A 15,664-nucleotide genomic window follows, 5' to 3' on the forward strand; every position below is an offset into this window, starting at 1 on the left:
CTTCGTCAGATTAGACTTGTCAGGTCCCGATCAGCAGCCTGCGGCCAGCACGGGTGATCCAGGACCCGCTGTTTTCACGCGGCTCGACCCCACCCCGCTGCAGCAGCGCATAACTATCGGCATACCACTGGCTGTCCGGATAGTTGTGGCCGAGAACGGCGGCCGCCGCCTGTGCTTCCGAGACGACGCCCATGGCGTAATAGGCTTCGACCAGACGCGCCAGCGCCTCTTCGATCTGGTTGGTGTTGGGATACTGCTCGACCACGACGCGGAAGCGCGAGACGGCGGCAAGATATTCCTTGCGCTCCAGATAGTAGCGACCGACCTGCATCTCCTTGCCGGCGAGCTGGTCGCGCGCAAAGCGGATCTTCGCCTGTGCGTCGTCGACATATTCCGAATCGGGGAATTCGTTGACGACGCGCTGCATCGCTTCGATCGTCTTGACCGAGTTGCGCTGATCCTGCGTCACGCTCGAAATCTGCTTCCAGTAGGAAAGACCGACCAGATACTGCGCATAGGCAGCGTCTTCAGACTTCGGGTAAAGGCTCATATAGCGGTTGCCGGTGGAGATCGCATCCGCATAGCGGCCGAGGCGATACTTCGTGAAGGTGCTCATCACGAGTGCCTTGCGCGACCATTCCGAGAACGGATGCTGGGCATCGACGGCATCGAACTTGCGCGAGGCTTCGCTCATGTTGCCGGCCTTGATGTTGGCAAGGCCCTGATTGTAGAGCACTTCCGGCGGCTCGGTCTCGGCAGCGAGCTTGCTGATGTCGATATCCGGGTCCGACTGGCATCCGGCGAGCACGGCGCCCACGGACATCATCACACACAGGCCTGCAATACGCGCGGCTTTCTTCACAACGACCGATCCCACTTGATTCATTCGAAAGATCCCGATTGCAGCGCCGCTTGAAAAACCGTCGCCTTCAACTGGCGTTTCTAGCCACAAAAGCGGCACTAGGGCAACGCAGTGATGTGACTTTAACGCATTTTTGTGGCGGGCCGCCCAGAAAGTGCCGCTTGTGCCCGCCTCTTTCCGCACCTTGCAAAAACGCCGACCTCGATGAAGGCCGGCGTTCGGATTCTGTTTCAGGAACTGGCGGTTAGGCCGACCAGGGAGCGAATTCCGGAACCTGGACCGGAACGAACTCACGGGCACGAACCTGATAGCTGCGGCTCGGCGCTTCCACGACCTCATAGGCCGTCGGGTCGCTGAGCAGCGCCTTCAACGCGTTGGCATTCATCTTGTGACCGCCGCGATAGGAACGGTAGCAGCCGATGAACTGCGCACCCGCCAGCGCCAGGTCGCCCACGGCATCCAGCGTCTTGTGACGGACGAACTCGTCCTTCTCGTAGCGCAGGCCTTCGACATTGATCACGGTATCGTCGTCGGAGATGACGACGGAGTTCTCGAGCGACGAGCCCAGCGCAAAGCCAGCGGCCCACAGGCGCTCGACATCACGCATGAAGCCGAAGGTGCGCGCCCGCGACAATTCTGTCTTGAAGGTTTCGGCTGTCAGATCGCCTTCCCACTTCTGCCGGCCAATCAGCTTGCTGTCGAAGTCGATCTCGACTTCGAAGCGTGTGCCATCGTAGGGGCGGAATTCCGACCAGGAGGCACCCGATTCGATCCGCACCGGCTTGGTCACGCGAATGTAGCGGCGCTTGACGCCGAGATTGGTGATGCCGACCTGTTCGATCGCCTCGATGAACACCTCGGAGCTGCCATCCATGATCGGCATCTCGGCGCCATCGACTTCGACGATGACATTGTCGAGGCCAAGCGCATAAAGCGCTGCCATGACGTGTTCGATGGTGGCGATCGAGCGGGCGGGATTGGTTCCGAGAACCGTGCAGAGATCGGTATTGCCGACGTGTGCGGAAACGGCGCGGTACTCGCTCACCGAACCATCGTCATGCTGACGCTGGAACACGACGCCCGTTCCGGCTTCCGCCGGCTGGAAGGTGATGCTGACGTCTCGACCGGAATGAACCCCGATCCCAGTCAGCGTGAGCGGCGCTGCGATCGTGGTCTGAAATCCGAGCAAAGCAATTGCCATTCCGATAGCCTTAATGATGAAGCGACGAGGCGGTGGATCTGAAACTTCCCGTCGCTAATGCGTGTCGAAGACTCAAGGAGAGCCCTGTTTCGATCTCATACATACGTGGCCCCGCCCCTCCAGCCAAATCACTGATTCTTTCGCGCTGTAACGAAGCCAGCCCATTGATTAACATCAAGAATTTCACGAACTGAAACAGTTCGTGAAATACAGAAAACCCGGGTCTTTCAACCCGGGTTTCCAAAGCAGGTCTGATCCAGTCTTAGCTCGTCTGACGACGCAGGAAGGCCGGGATCTCGAGCTGGTCGTCTTCGCTGCCAGCACGTGCCGGCGTTGCACGACCGTGATCATCCAGCTGGCCGCGACGCGGAGCGTAGAGGCTGGCTTCAGCCGAGAGCGGACGGCGCTGCTGCGAAGGAGCAGCCGGCGCAGAACCGGTCATGTCACCCATCACCGGCTCCTCGTCGGCCTGACGGCCCAGCGAGTTGGTGATGCGCTTCAGAAGACCCATCGGGCCACGCTCGTCCTGGGCGGCAGGCGCTGCCGGCTGGGCGCGGTGATCGATTTCGGCGCGCAGCACCGGCGGGAAGTCTTCAACCTTCGGCATGCGGACCGGTTCAGCGGCCATGCGGGGCTCGGCTGCCATCGGTGCCGGCGCGACAGGCGCCTGCATGACCGGAGCCGGCTGCTGCATAACCGGTGCCGGCTGGCCCATGACCGGGGGCGGAGCGACCGGCTGGACCATCTGCGGCGCAGGGGCTGCTTCCGGAGCCGGCGAAGCGAACAGACGGCTGGCCGGACGGAATTCCTGCTGCGGAGCAGGCTGCGGCTGGCTCACCGGCTGACGGGCGACGGCGATTTCGAGTTCCCGTTCCATGGCTGCTTCAGCCGAACGGATGGTGTCTGCGACCGGATCCATGGTCGGCTTGGGGGCCTGCGTCATTGCAGGCTGATATGCGGCCGGTGCCGGAGCAACGGCCGCGGAAGAACGCATAGCGGGCTTTGCCAGCGGAGCGGCTTCAAAGCCCTTGGAGGCAAGAGCAGCGCGGTCGATGCCAGTGGCAACGACGGAGACGCGAATGATGCCTTCAAGTGCTTCATCGAAGGTGGCGCCGAGGATGATGTTGGCATCCGGATCGACTTCTTCGCGAATGCGGGTCGCAGCTTCGTCGACTTCAAAGAGGGTCAGGTCACGGCCGCCGGTGATCGAGATCAGCAGGCCCTGAGCGCCCTTCATCGAAGTTTCGTCGAGCAGCGGATTGGCGATTGCGGCTTCAGCAGCCTGCATTGCGCGACCTTCGCCCGAAGCTTCGCCGGTTCCCATCATGGCGCGTCCCATCTCGCGCATCACGGAGCGAACGTCCGCGAAGTCGAGGTTGATCAGGCCTTCCTTGACCATCAGGTCGGTGATGCAGGCAACGCCGGAATACAGAACCTGGTCGGCCATCGCGAAAGCGTCGGCAAAGGTCGTGCGGTCGTTGGCGATGCGGAAGAGGTTCTGGTTCGGGATGACGATCAGCGTATCGACCGACTTCTGCAGCTCCTCGATGCCCTGCTCGGCCAGACGCATGCGGCGAGCGCCTTCGAAGTGGAACGGCTTGGTGACGACGCCGACGGTCAGGATACCCTTGTTGCGGGCCGCCTGGGCGACGACAGGAGCAGCACCGGTGCCGGTACCACCACCCATGCCGGCGGTGACGAAGCACATGTGGGTACCGTTCAGGTGATCGATGATCTCGTCGATGCACTCCTCAGCGGCGGCGCGACCGACTTCCGGCTGCGAACCGGCGCCGAGGCCTTCCGTGACGTTGACGCCGAGCTGGATGATGCGCTCGGCCTTGGTCATGGTCAGCGCCTGGGCATCCGTGTTGGCGACGACGAAATCGACGCCCTGCAGACCAGCGGTGATCATGTTGTTGACGGCATTGCCGCCACCGCCACCGACACCGAAGACGGTGATGCGGGGCTTCAGCTCAGTAATGTCTGGCTTCTGCAGCTTGATGGTCATGGTACCCGTTCCTTCTTTTTCCGGCCGCATCGCCAAGCCGGCCATGTCATTTCAACAGATTTCCCTTGGCCGAAGCTTGTGTCCGGCCGGGTAAACTCAAAAACTCTCTTTCAGCCATTGCCCCATGCGGGCGAAGCGGCTGTTTCCGTTGCCGAAGGGCGAGAACAACCCGCCCTGCCCGGCATGTGTTTCCTGATCCGCCATCTGCGGATAGATCGTCAGGCCAACGGCCGTGGAGAAGGCCGGTCCCTTGGCGGCAGCCGGCAGACCCGACACACCCATCGGACGACCGATACGCACGTTCCGGGCCAGAATGCGGCGCGCCGCCTCCGGCATGCCGGTCAGCTGGCAGGCGCCACCCGTCAAAACGACGCGCTTGCCGACGACCGGCGAGAAGCCCGACTTCTGGATCCGGTCGCGCAGCATTTCGAGGGTTTCCTCGATGCGTGCGCTGATGATCCGGGTCAGAAGCGCCTTCGACACCTGGGTCGGCTGATCGCGATCATCCTCGCCGATCGGCGGGACGGACACGACTTCGCGATCATCGGCGCCGTTAGCGACAGCCGAACCGTGAACGACCTTCAGACGTTCTGCATCCTCGATACGGGTGGAAAGCCCGCGCGCCAGATCGGTCGTCACATGGTGACCGCCGATCCCGATGGCGTCCGTATGGATCAACTTGCCTTCCGCGAAGACCGAGATGGTGGTCATACCACCACCCATGTCGATCGCCGCGCAACCCAGCTCCACCTCGTCGTCGACCAGGGCAGCAAGACCACTGGCATAAGGCGTGGCAACCACGCCTTCGACGGTCAGGTGAGCGCGGTTGATGCAGAGCTCCAGATTGCGGAGCGCTGCCCGTTCGGCCGTGACCACGTGCATGTCGACGCCGAGAACATCGCCATACATTCCAAGTGGATCACGGATTCCCCGCTCTCCGTCAAGCGAAAAGCCCGTGGGCAGCGAATGCAGCACGGCGCGGTCGCTTCCCTGCGACTGCTGGCCGGCAGCGATCAGCACCTTGCGGAGATCACCCGATTCGACTTCCTGGCCACCGAGATCGATGGTCGCGGTGTAGACGTCGGAACCGATGCGGCCCGCAGACACGTTGACGATCAGGCTTTCAACCGTCAGGCCAGCCATGCGCTCGGCAGCGTCGACGGCAAGGCGAACGACGTTTTCAACGGCATCCAGATCGGCAATGACGCCGGACTTGATGCCATGCGAACGCTGGTGACCGAGGCCGATGACCTCGACATTGTGGGTGCGCCCCGGCAGCACCGCGGATTCACGGCGCGGCGTCAGCCGGGCAATGATGCAGACAACCTTGGTCGAGCCGATATCAAGCACCGAAACGACATGCGCCCGCTTGGACGACAGCGGCTTGGCGCGCGGGAGACCGAAAGAAGAGCCACCAAAGATGCTCATATCTTCTGCTCCAGCTTCTTGAGGGCTTTGCGGCGCTCTTCAAGAGCCGCGGTACGACGCTCCTGCGCACCAGGCGTCAGGCGAATGGTGACACGGTCGGGGAGACGCAGATCAACGAGCGCCACATCCCGCGACAGAACCTGCTGCTCGGCATCGAAGCGATTGAGAAGCGCCAGCGCGCCCGCGACATTCTCTTCCGGCAGACGGACGATGATGCCGTTGTCCAGATGCACATCCCAGCGGCGACCGCCAACGCGAACGAAAGCCTTCACCCGGGAGGCAATCGCCGGCCAGTTCGAAAACTCTTCATCGATCGAAGCAGCCGCCGTCTCGGCATCGCGACCGACAAAGAGCGGAAGCGAGGCAAACTTGTTGTCGCGCAGCGGTGCAATCACCGAACCCGACCGCTCGATCAGCGAGAGATCATTGCCATGCTGCCAGATCCCATAGGCCTGACGCTCACGCAGAGTCACCTCGACGGTCGACGGATAGACCTTGCGCACCTCGGCCGATTCGACCCAGGGGAGCTCAGCCAGGGCGGCACGGGCAGCCGCAATATCGAGGCCGAGCAGGCTCGTGGAGCCGTCGAGACCGAGAAGCTGCAGGATATCGATTTCGGACGTGTGCTGATTGCCGGAGACGCGAACATCCTCGACAGCAAAACCAGCAGAAGCCGTCAGGCCCTGCATGACGACCGGACCATGACCACCAACAACCACGCCATGCAGCGCAACCAGACCGTAGAAGCCGGCAAGACTGACCTTGCCGAGGTGCCGCGGAATGGCGATACGCCCGGAGCACAGGCTGATCACGAAACGAACGATGCGGCGCAGGGGGCGCGGAAGCACCTTGGCCTCCGAAGAGGCGAGCGGCGAAGTCGGAAGCAGACCCGAAATCTCAGCCATTTTGTTACCGCTCAACGAGAACAAGAAGCGTCCTCCACCATCCAACGTAAAAACTCACCAAAGCTGTAGCCCGCATGGGCAGCCATTTCCGGCAGCAACGAGGTGGGGGTCATGCCCGGCTGGTTGTTGAGCTCCAGCCAAATCAGATCGCCATCCTCGGAGAAGCGATCGTCGTAACGGAAGTCTGAACGACTCACTCCGCGACACCCGAGCGCCTGGTGTGCCTTGAGGGCTAATGATTGTATTTTTTGGTAAATTTTCGGTGAAATTTCTGCCGGAAGTACGTGCTGCGAACCGCCCGCAGCATACTTGGAGTCGTAGTCGTAGAAGCTGTGACCCAGCGGCACGATCTCGGTTACGCCGAGAACCTTTCCATCCATGACGCCGCAGGTCAGCTCACGGCCGGCTACGTAACGCTCGACCATGACGACATCGCCATAGCGCCACTCGCTCGAAGTCAGGATCTGCGGCGGATGCGCCATGTCTTCGCGCACGATCACCACGCCGAAGCTGGAGCCCTCGCGGACAGGCTTCACCACATAGGGCGGCGCCATGGGATGGGTGTTGCCGATATCGAAGCGGTTGATGACCATGGCCTCGGCGACCGGAATACCCGCCTGGGCCGCAACGATCTTTGCCTGCCTCTTGTCCATGGCGAGCGCAGAGGCAAGGACGCCGGAATGCGTATAGGGAATTTCGAGATATTCGAGCACACCCTGGATCGTGCCGTCTTCGCCATAAGGGCCATGCAGCGCATTGAAGGCGACGTCGGGCTTCAACTCCTCCAGAACACGGCCGATATCGCGACCGACGTCAACACGGGTAACCTTGAAGCCCTCGGCCTCAAGCGCGGCAGCACAGGCATTCCCCGAAGACAAGCTGACCGGCCGCTCGGAGGACAATCCACCCATCAATACCGCGACATGCTTGCCACTCATCTACGCCTCGCAAATTCTAAAAATCTGACCGGAATCGCACCGCTTGCTCCGGGCTTGTGAGGCAAGTTCAACAACATTAAGGTTAATGAACCGTTTACTTTCGTTAACCGGGGCACCGCCCCACCCGCCCTCGATGCCGAACAAGGACTTGAGGAAGCAGGCGTAAATGGATGTAAAGACGGGTTAATTTTCGCCCTAGTGATGCTCAAGCCGTGAGCCGTGAGCGATCGGCCGGCAACTGATCATTGTCAGGAACAGAAGCCCCGAGGGCCGTTTCCGCGATCTCTCTCGCATGCACGATTCGATTGCGACCGGCAGCCTTGGCGAGATAAAGCGCGCGATCTGCGCCGGAAAACAGCTCGCTGAAGCCGAGTTCGGCCACCCCTTGCGAGACACCGGCAGATACGGAGACCGAAACGGAGCGGCCGGCGATCGCAAGTCCCATGCCTTCGACGGAGGAGCGGATCGCTTCAGCGATCTCCATCACCCGCTCGGTGCCCTGCCCGGTCACCAAGACGGCAAACTCCTCGCCGCCGATCCGGGCAACCGCCTGATCGGGCCCTAGAACGTCCGTCAGGCATTTTGCCGTCTGGATGATGACGTCATCGCCCGCCTTGTGGCCAAGCGTGTCGTTGATCGATTTGAACCGGTCGATGTCGAGCAGGATCAGGGCCACCGGGCCGCGTGCTGCCTCGAACGCATCGAGAAACGCGCGCCGGTTCATCAGCCCCGACAGCATGTCCGTTCGGCTCAACATTTCGAAACGCTGGCGCGAGACGCCGAGATCATAGATTGCGAGGCCGACGACCGAATAGGCAATAACGGCGACGATGAAGGACACCGGCGGCGTGAGCATGGTCGCGACGATCAGGGCCGGAACCAGCGGATAGGGAAGCAGCCCGAGAGCAACCAGAATGAAATGACTGATGACATTCAGGCCATAGGCAAAGACGGCAATCTTGGCCGCCATAGCAGCAGCTTTCCACAGCACCGCCTGCCGCGAGGAAAACTCGCCAAGCGTGAGCTGCCGGATTACCCAGACATGCACCAGATCAAACATAAAACTCCCCGAACCTTCGGGGAGCCTAACGGAATGGTGTTAAAACTTCGTAGGGCACAATCACGCTTCGGGCGGAAGCACGCCCATGAAGGGCTTCACCTCGCGACCGGGCATGAAGATGCCGAGACGCTTGATTTCCCATTCGAGCTTGATGCCGGAGGTCTCGAAAACTCTCTGGCGCACGGTTTCGCCGAGATATTCGAGGTCGTAGCCCGTCGCATGGCCCACATTGATCATGAAGTTGCAGTGAAGCGACGACATCTGTGCCCCGCCGATCATCAGCCCACGGCAACCGGCCTCGTCGATCAGCTCCCAGGCGGAGTGCCCTTCCGGGTTCTTGAAGGTCGATCCGCCGGTCTTCTCCTTCACCGGCTGCACCGTCTCGCGGTGATGACGCACGGCATCCATGTCGGCGCGGATCTTGGCCTTCTCTTCCGGATAGCCTTCGAACACGGCGCTGGTGAAGATCAGTCCTTCGGGCGCTGCCGAGTGACGATAGCTGTAGCCCATGTCGGCATTCGACAGGACATGCACATTGCCTTTGCGGTCGACGGCCTCGACCTCGACCAGCCGCCCGGCGGTATCACCGCCATTGGCGCCGGCATTCATACGAACAGCACCGCCGATAGAGCCGGGAATGCCGTAGTAGAAATGGAAGCCGCCGATATTGTTGTCCATCGCCATGGCGGCGATGTGCTTGTCGGGGCAGATCGCGCCGGCACGAATGCGGTTCTCGCCGGCAAGCTCGACCTGGCCGAAGCCCTTGGCCGACAGACGAATGACAACACCGGGAATGCCACCGTCGCGTACGAGCAGGTTCGATCCGACGCCGACGACGGTGAGCGGAACCTCTTCCGGCAGCAGCTTCAGGAAGCTGGTGAGGTCCTCGACGTCATGCGGCTGGAACATCAGTTCGGCGAGGCCGCCGGCCTGAAACCATGTGACCCGGTCCATCGGCGCATCAGGCGTCAGGCGCCCCTTGAGATCGTTGACCCCTGGGCCGAGCGAGGCCAGAAGCTTTTCCCCATCCACCTGTTTCATTCAAGACTTTCCCGAAATTGCATCTAGTTCCGTCGGCAAGGCAGCAGCCCACTGGGTGATGTTGCCGGCCCCCAACAGGACCACGAAATCGCCCGGTTGTGCAATGCCCGCCACGAGCGAGGCAAGCTGATCGGGCGCAGCGAGATAGCGCGCGTCGCGATGCCCGCCCGACTTGATGCGTGACACCAGCGTCTCCGAATCCACGCCATCGATCGGATCCTCGCCGGCGGCATAGACCGGCGACAGGAAGATCGTGTCGGCATCGTTGAAGCAGTTAGCAAAATCATCGAAGAGGCTGGCAAGGCGCGAGTAGCGATGCGGCTGATGGACGGCAATGATCCGTCCCTGGCAGGCCTCGCGCGCAGCCTTGAGCACGGCCTTGATCTCGACCGGGTGGTGCCCGTAATCGTCGAACACCTGCACGCCGTTCGACGCGCCGGTCAGCGTAAAGCGGCGCTTGACGCCGCCGAAGCCCGCGAGTCCCTTGCGGATAGCCTCTTCCGAAATGTCGAGCCGGTTGGCGACCGCAATCGCTGCACAGGCATTGGAGATGTTGTGCCGGCCCGGCATGGGCAGCACGAGATCCTTGAAGGTGAACACCCGGCCAGTGCGGCGACGGCGGATTTCGACGTCGAAGATCGAGCGCGTGCCATCGAGGCGCACATTCGAGAAGCGCACATCCGCCTGCGGGTTCTCACCATAGGTGATGACCTTCCGGTCTTCGATCTTGCTCACCAGCGCCTGCACTTCCGGATGGTCGAGACACATCACGCCGAACCCGTAGAACGGCACGTTCTCGACGAACTGGCGGAAGGCCGCCCGTGCATTGTCGAAGGTGCCGTAATGGTCGAGATGCTCGGGATCGATATTGGTGACGATCGCGACATCGGCAGGAAGCTTCAGGAAGGTGCCGTCGGACTCGTCCGCCTCGACGACCATCCACTCGCCCTCGCCCATGCGCGCATTGGTGCCATAGGCATTGATGATCCCGCCATTGATAACGGTCGGATCAAGATTGCCGGCCTCCAGCAGAGCCGCGACCATCGACGTGGTGGTCGTCTTGCCATGCGTTCCCCCGATGGCGATCGCATTGCGGAAGCGCATGAGCTCGGCCAGCATTTCGGCGCGGCGGACGATCGGCAACAGCTTCTCGCGCGCGGCGATCAGCTCCGGATTGTTCTTCTTGATCGCGGTGGAAACGACAACCACCTCGGCCTCGCCAAGGTTTTCCGCCTTGTGGCCGACGAACACTTCGATGCCCTTGGCGCGCAGACGCTGGACGTTTGCGCTTTCGGCCTGGTCAGACCCCTGCACCTTGTGTCCGAGATTGTGCAGCACCTCGGCGATCCCGCTCATCCCGATGCCGCCGATCCCGATGAAGTGGACGAGGCCGATGGATTTCGGCATTTTCATTGTGTGGCTCCCTTCGACTGGGCAATGCCCTTGCCGGCGGCAATAGCCTCTACGAGGTCTGCGAGCAAGCCGGCAGCGTCAGGCTTGCCCGTGCTTTTCGCGGCAGCCGCCATGGTCGCGAGCCGTTCGGGCCCCTCCATCGCCTTGGTCAGAAGGTCGGCGATCCGCTCCGCCGAGAGCTCCGCCTGAGGGATCACCTGCGCTCCACCCTGTGCAGCCAGTGCTGCGGCATTCGCCGCCTGATCGTGATCGAGCGCATGCGGATAGGGGACGAGAATACTTGGCCGCCCGATGACGGCGAGCTCGGAGACCGTCGATGCACCCGAGCGGCAGATGACGAGATGCGCCGCGGCAAGCCGCTCCGCCATGTCCGTGAAGAAGGGGGCGACTTCGGCGCGGATCCCGAGGGTCGCATAGCTGTCGATCACCTTCTGACGGTCCTCGGGCCGCGCCTGTTGCGTCACCACGAGCCGTTGGCGCAGGGCATCCGGCAGGAGCCTAATCGCACCGGGAATGGCGTCGGAGAAGAACTGCGCGCCCTGGCTGCCGCCGAACACGACGAGGTTGAATGCGCCACCGGCCGTCGACGGCATATAGGCCTGAGCCGAGGCCGCAATGACGGCGGGTCGGACAGGGTTGCCGGTCAGCACCATCTTGGCTGCATGCTCTCCGCTCGGCGAGAGGAAACCGCCCGCAATCGCCCGCACCCGGGACGCCAGCAGCTTGTTCGCCCGTCCCATCACGGCGTTCTGCTCATGGACAGCCGTTGCAACACCGAGACCGGCTGCTGCAAAAACCGGCGGCACGGTCGGATAGCCACCGAAACCGATGACGGCCTTCGGCTTCAGCCGGGAGACAAGCGCACGCGCCTCGCGATATCCACGCCAAAGAGATAGAAAGGCCTTGATGACAGAAATCGGGTTCTTGGAACCGATCGTGGCCGAAGAGACGGTGTGCACTTCGTCCGCCGGAAAGCTCCCTGCATAACGTTCCGCGCGCCGGTCCGTCACCAGATGCACGCCATAGCCCCGCGCCTTCAATTCATGCGCCAGCGCTTCGGCCGGAAAAAGATGGCCGCCGGTTCCCCCAGCGGCGAGCAGGACGATGCCCTTGTTCATACGCTTTTACTCCGCGGGCACGCCGGCCACCGATCGGAACAGGCTGCGCTCCTGGGCACGCTTTTCCGGACGGCGGCGGGTCAGCGCCAGGATGAAGCCGGCCGTGACGCAGATCGCCGTCATCGACGATCCACCATAGGAGATGAGCGGAAGCGTCATGCCCTTGGCCGGCAGAAGTTCGAGATTGACGCCGATGTTGATCATCGACTGGACGCCGAGCAGCAGCACGAGGCCGGAGACTGCCAGACGGTTGAAGTCGTTGCGCTCCTTATAGGCGTGGCTGAGGCCACGGAGCACGAGGAAGGCAAAGATCGCAACCAGCACCATGCAGAAGACGATGCCGAACTCTTCTGCCGCGACCGAGAAGATGAAGTCGGTATGGCTGTCCGGGATGATCCGCTTGACGATCCCCTCGCCCGGCCCCTGGCCGAACCAGTCGCCGCGAATGATCGCCTCGCGTGCCGTATCCACCTGGAAGGTATCGCCCTCGCCGGTCAGGAAGCGGTCAATTCGCCCCGCGACGTGCGGCAGTGTCACATACGCCCCGAAGAAGCCGACGCTGCCGAGGACGCCCAGGACCACGATCCAGAGCCAGGGCATGCCGGCCATGAAGAACATCGCACCCCAGACGCTGCCGATCAGGATGGTCTGACCAAGGTCGGGCTGGGCGATCAGCAGGGCTGCAGCGATGCCGAAAAGCAGGATCGCGAAGAGGTTTCCCGGGATTTCCGGCTGGCGCGCATGTTCGGCGAAGAGCCAGGCGCAGATCACCACGAAGGCGGGCTTCATGAACTCAGACGGCTGGATCGACATCCCCGCAAGCGTCAACCAGCGCCGTCCGCCTTTGACTTCCATGCCGATGAACAGCACCAGCACCATCATGACCAGCGAGCCGGCAAGAATCAGCATCGCGACCCGTCGCACCTGCCGCGGCGAGAGAAAGGACAGGCCGATCATCACGCCAAGCGCCGGCAGCATGAAGAAGGCGTGGCGTTTGACGAAGTGGAAGCTGTCGAGCCCGAGGCGTTCGGCAACGGCCGGAGACGCCGCGAAGGAGAGCATCAGCCCGATCCCCATCAGGAGAACGAAGATGATCAGGAACAGACGGTCGATCGTCCAGAACCAGTCTGCGATCGGTCCTCTCTCCACGCGGCTTACCATCTCATTCGCCTCCTGTCGGCATCTCGATCAGCATCGTTACACCTTCAAGACCCGCGACATGCGCCACGAAGGCATCACCGCGAACCTCGAAATTCTTGTACTGGTCGAAGCTCGCGCAAGCCGGTGACAGCATCACGGCGGAGGCTTCGCCATCCTGATCGGCATCGGCTGCGGCATGTGCCACCGCGCGCTCCAGACGGTCCGAAATCTCGTATGGCACGCGGTCACCGAGTTGCGCGGCGAACGCCGAAGCAGCTTCACCGATCAGATAGGCCTTCACGATGCGCGGGAAGAGTGGTGCGAGGCTTGCGATGCCGCCTTCCTTGGGAAGTCCGCCCGCAATCCAGTAGATCCGCTCATAGCTCGACAGGGCCGGCGCTGCCGCATCCGCATTGGTCGCCTTGCTGTCGTTGACGAACAGCACCTGGCCGCGTCGCCCGACAGGCTGCATGCGATGTTTGAGCCCCGGAAAGCTCTGCAAGCCCTTGCGGATCTCGTCTTCCGACACCCCAACCGCAAGGCAGGCGGCGATAGCAGCGCAGGCATTCTGCGCATTGTGGCTGCCGCGCAGCGTCTGGATGGCACTGAGATCGACCAGAAGCGCAGACGCACCGCTGTCGGCCCGGATGATGCGTGAACCTTCCGCATAAAGACCATTGGCCAGCGGCTGGCGCTTGGAAATCCGGATGACCTTCGTCCCTGCCCGCTCGATCCGATCGCCGATCAGCTCGCAATAGCTGTCATCAATACCGACGATCGCGGTCTTTGCGCCGGCGACAAGACGCTCCTTGACGTCTGCATAGTGCTGCATGGTCCCGTGACGGTCGAGATGATCGGGCGTGAGGTTCAGCAGGATGCCGGCTGTCGGATTGAGCGTCGGCGCAAGGTCGATCTGGTAGGACGAGCATTCAACGACGAAGAAGCGGCCGTCCTTCGGCGGATCGAGCGTCAGCACCGCACGGCCGATATTGCCGCCAAGCTGCGTGTCACGCCCACTTGCCTGCAGAATATGGGCAATAAGCGCCGTCGTCGTCGACTTGCCGTTCGTCCCCGTGATCGCGATGAACGGGCAGTCCGGCGCATGCGCGCGGCGCTCGCGCACGAAGATCTCGACATCGCCGATAATCTCGACACCGGCCGCCCGGGCAAACCCGACCGTCCAATGCGGCTTCGGATGGGTCAGCGGCACGCCGGGTGACAGCACGAAGGAGGCAACGGAGGACCAGTCGATTTCGCGCAGATCCTGGGTCGGCACGCCCTCGGCCGCCGCGCGCGCGACGCTGTCTGGATTGTCGTCCCAGGCGATCACGTTCGCCCCGCCGGCCTGTAGCGCTTTCGCCGTCGCGAGCCCGGAACCGCCGAGCCCGAACAGCGCGACCGTCTTGCCCTTGAACGTAGTGGCCGCGATCATCGCCGCCTCACCGCAGTTTCAGCGTGGAGAGGCCGAGCATGGCAAGGCCGACCGCGATGATCCAGAAACGGATGACGACCTGACTTTCGGTCCAGCCGAGCTTTTCGAAATGGTGGTGGATCGGCGCCATCAGGAAGACGCGCTTGCCGGTAAGCTTGAAATAGCCGACCTGAATGATGACCGAGAGCGTCTCCATGACGAAGAGGCCACCGATGATCGCCATGACGATCTCGTGTTTGGTGGCAACCGCCACTGAACCGATCAGGCCGCCGAGTGCCAGAGAGCCGGTATCGCCCATGAAGATGGCGGCCGGCGGCGCATTGAACCAGAGAAAGCCGAGACCGGCACCGATGACGGCGCCGAGAACCACGGCAAGCTCCCCCGTGCCGGGCACGAAGTTGATCTGCAGGTAATTGGCGAAAACCGCGTTACCGGCGAGGTAGGCGATGACGCCGAAGGAGGCAGCCGCGATCATGACCGGCACGATGGCAAGACCGTCGAGACCGTCGGTCAGGTTCACCGCATTGCCGGCCCCGACGATGACGAAGCCGCCGAACAGCACGAAGAAGATCCCGAGATCGATCAGGAAGTCCTTGAAGAAGGGGAAAGCAATCGAGGAGCCGAACGTCGAGCCCTGCGGGCCGGAGCTCAGCGCCGTCGACATCATGAAGTAGACTGCAATCCCCGCGATCAGAAACTCGATGCCGAGGCGAGCCTTGCCGGAGAAGCCCTTCTCCGTCTGCTTGGTCACCTTGAGATAGTCGTCATAGAAGCCGATGGCGCCGAAGCCGAGGGTCACCAGCAGCGTCGCCACGACATAGACGTTCGAGAGATCCGCCCAGAGCAGCGACGACACGACGATCCCGGCCAGGATCATCAGGCCGCCCATGGTCGGCGTTCCCGCCTTCTTGAAATGGGTCTGTGGCCCGTCGGCGCGGATCGGCTGCCCCTTGCCCTGTCGCACCCGCAGCGAGGCAATGATGGCGGGACCAAAGAGGAACACCACCAGCGCCGACGTGAAGAGCGCCGCCCCGGTCCGGAAGGTGATGTAACGGAAGAGATTGAAAAACTGAAGGTTGTCCGCCAGTTCCACAAGCCAGATCAGCATTGGAGCCCTT

General features: G+C 62.3%; 13 protein-coding genes. All 13 read right to left on the reverse strand.

All coding sequences use genetic code 11. The features are described 5' to 3' along the window. Nucleotides 1–19: 19 nt before the first annotated feature. Nucleotides 20–826, reverse strand: coding sequence for an outer membrane protein assembly factor BamD (locus M1E12_RS10000; RefSeq protein WP_374725483.1), 807 nt, complete (start codon nucleotides 824–826; stop codon nucleotides 20–22). Nucleotides 827–1,106: 280 nt separating this feature from the next. Continuing rightward, nucleotides 1,107–2,063, reverse strand: coding sequence for a UDP-3-O-acyl-N-acetylglucosamine deacetylase (gene lpxC, locus M1E12_RS10005; RefSeq protein WP_479564590.1), 957 nt, complete (start codon nucleotides 2,061–2,063; stop codon nucleotides 1,107–1,109). Between the two features lie 262 nt (nucleotides 2,064–2,325). After that, the gene (gene ftsZ / locus M1E12_RS10010; protein ID WP_479564591.1) at nucleotides 2,326–4,071 is read right to left on the reverse strand and encodes a cell division protein FtsZ; all 1,746 of its coding nucleotides are present in this window, start codon (nucleotides 4,069–4,071) and stop codon (nucleotides 2,326–2,328) included. A 96-nt stretch (nucleotides 4,072–4,167) separates the two neighbouring features. After that, complete coding sequence (ftsA, locus tag M1E12_RS10015; protein ID WP_136543014.1) at nucleotides 4,168–5,499, reverse strand: cell division protein FtsA; 1,332 nt, start codon at nucleotides 5,497–5,499, stop codon at nucleotides 4,168–4,170. Then, nucleotides 5,496–6,428: a cell division protein FtsQ/DivIB gene (locus tag M1E12_RS10020; RefSeq protein WP_479564592.1), complete on the reverse strand. Its 933-nt coding sequence runs from the start codon at nucleotides 6,426–6,428 to the stop codon at nucleotides 5,496–5,498. Before M1E12_RS10020 ends, ftsA begins: the two co-directional genes overlap by 4 nt. Next, nucleotides 6,416–7,342 (reverse strand): D-alanine--D-alanine ligase, encoded by a 927-nt coding sequence (locus tag M1E12_RS10025; protein ID WP_479564593.1) that lies wholly within the window; start codon nucleotides 7,340–7,342, stop codon nucleotides 6,416–6,418. The genes M1E12_RS10020 and M1E12_RS10025 overlap by 13 nt, the downstream gene beginning before the upstream one ends. Before the next feature lie 205 nt (nucleotides 7,343–7,547). After that, a complete protein-coding gene (locus M1E12_RS10030) occupies nucleotides 7,548–8,402 on the reverse strand; it encodes a GGDEF domain-containing protein (RefSeq protein WP_479564594.1) in 855 nt (284 codons plus the stop codon). A gap of 60 nt (nucleotides 8,403–8,462) precedes the next feature. Further along, nucleotides 8,463–9,443: a UDP-N-acetylmuramate dehydrogenase gene (murB, locus tag M1E12_RS10035; RefSeq protein WP_310242309.1), complete on the reverse strand. Its 981-nt coding sequence runs from the start codon at nucleotides 9,441–9,443 to the stop codon at nucleotides 8,463–8,465. Beyond that, on the reverse strand, nucleotides 9,444–10,856 hold the full coding sequence (gene murC / locus M1E12_RS10040; protein ID WP_479564595.1) for a UDP-N-acetylmuramate--L-alanine ligase: 1,413 nt from the start codon (nucleotides 10,854–10,856) through the stop codon (nucleotides 9,444–9,446). Then, the gene (gene murG, locus M1E12_RS10045; protein WP_479564596.1) at nucleotides 10,853–11,974 is read right to left on the reverse strand and encodes an undecaprenyldiphospho-muramoylpentapeptide beta-N-acetylglucosaminyltransferase; all 1,122 of its coding nucleotides are present in this window, start codon (nucleotides 11,972–11,974) and stop codon (nucleotides 10,853–10,855) included. Before murG ends, murC begins: the two co-directional genes overlap by 4 nt. A 6-nt stretch (nucleotides 11,975–11,980) precedes the next feature. Next, nucleotides 11,981–13,135, reverse strand: a complete 1,155-nt coding sequence (gene ftsW, locus M1E12_RS10050; protein ID WP_479564597.1) for a putative lipid II flippase FtsW — start codon at nucleotides 13,133–13,135, stop codon at nucleotides 11,981–11,983. Between the two features lies 1 nt (nucleotide 13,136). Then, nucleotides 13,137–14,546, reverse strand: a complete 1,410-nt coding sequence (murD, locus tag M1E12_RS10055) for a UDP-N-acetylmuramoyl-L-alanine--D-glutamate ligase (RefSeq protein WP_479564598.1) — start codon at nucleotides 14,544–14,546, stop codon at nucleotides 13,137–13,139. A 7-nt stretch (nucleotides 14,547–14,553) separates the two neighbouring features. Then, nucleotides 14,554–15,654: a phospho-N-acetylmuramoyl-pentapeptide-transferase gene (gene mraY / locus M1E12_RS10060; RefSeq protein ID WP_113460799.1), complete on the reverse strand. Its 1,101-nt coding sequence runs from the start codon at nucleotides 15,652–15,654 to the stop codon at nucleotides 14,554–14,556. Nucleotides 15,655–15,664: the final 10 nt, after the last annotated feature.

Source organism: Rhizobium sp. K33 (assembly GCF_056501445.1).